The sequence below is a fragment of the Methylibium rhizosphaerae genome, from assembly GCF_006386545.1.
Taxonomy (GTDB): domain Bacteria; phylum Pseudomonadota; class Gammaproteobacteria; order Burkholderiales; family Burkholderiaceae_C; genus Pseudorivibacter; species Pseudorivibacter rhizosphaerae.
The window spans coordinates 1-994 of the sequence record NZ_SWAR01000151.1; the positions used below are offsets into that span (position 1 = coordinate 1).

At 67.8% G+C, this 994-nt stretch carries 1 protein-coding gene; it reads right to left on the reverse strand.

Annotation, left to right across the window (positions count from 1 at the left end; translation table 11 throughout):
* Window positions 1-994, reverse strand: a 994-nt coding sequence (locus E8D38_RS27870) for a LysM peptidoglycan-binding domain-containing protein (RefSeq protein ID WP_140637571.1), incomplete at both ends; no start/stop codon positions are given.

The window sequence follows — 994 nt, forward strand, 5'->3', positions numbered from 1 at the left end:
GCTATAGAAGTCGCGCCGGTCCTGCGCCTGCAACTGCTCGTCGATGAACTGCCCGAGCACGTCCTCCTGCTGGCTGCCCCTCGTGCTTTCAGCCGCGAGGGAACTACCCAACGCATTGCCAAAGGCATCGGCGGCCACCTGCTGCACGGAGAACCGCCCTCCACGCAGCACAGCCGTCGTGGCGCCCGCCACCATACCGGTGAGCAGCCGGTGCGTGAAGTTGCCCGCGGCCCGGCCCATGCTGTGCGCCAGGATCGACTCTTGGCCCCGCACCATCCCTGTGAGCGCTTCGCCATCTTGGGTCGGCCCGGCCAGTTCAACATTTGTTGTTGTGCCGACGGAGAGTGCGCCGCTCACCGCGGTGCTCACGCCAGAGCCGATGGCACTGGCAGCCACCGCCCGCCAGCTGAAGGTCTGCTGCAGGCCGGTGGCCACTGCTACACCTTGGGTGGTGGCGTTCGCAATGGCAGATCTCACCATGGCATTGCCGACGCTGTTGCCGACGAAGTTGATGCCCTGCAGCGCGTTGCCCATCGCTCCGCCCACCGCCCCCATGGCCACGGCGCCCCAGTTGAAGTCCTCCTGCATTCCTGATGCCACAGCGAACGCCTGCCCGGCAAGCGCCCCTACCGCGCCGCCGATCGCGCCGGCAGCCACTGTTCCAGCGACGGGGCCCAGGGCTGCTGTCATCGGTCCGGTCGCTGTGCCAGCCGTGAAATACGACACCACCGCGATGATGATCACCATGATGATCTGCCCGACCACACCGCAGCCGCCCTCCGGCATCACCAGGTGCGGCTGGGCCGACGCCCCCATGCTGGCCGGGTCATACGGCTTGAAGCTGTCGGCCGCGTTGTAGCTGGGCGTGGCACTCGGCAGGCTCAGCGTCTGGCCCACCCGCAGGTCGCTGTCGCCGCTCAGCCCGTTGGCCTGCGCGATCTTCCACCACAGGCGGTTGTCGCCATAGGCGGCCTGGGCGATGCTTCTCAGCGTG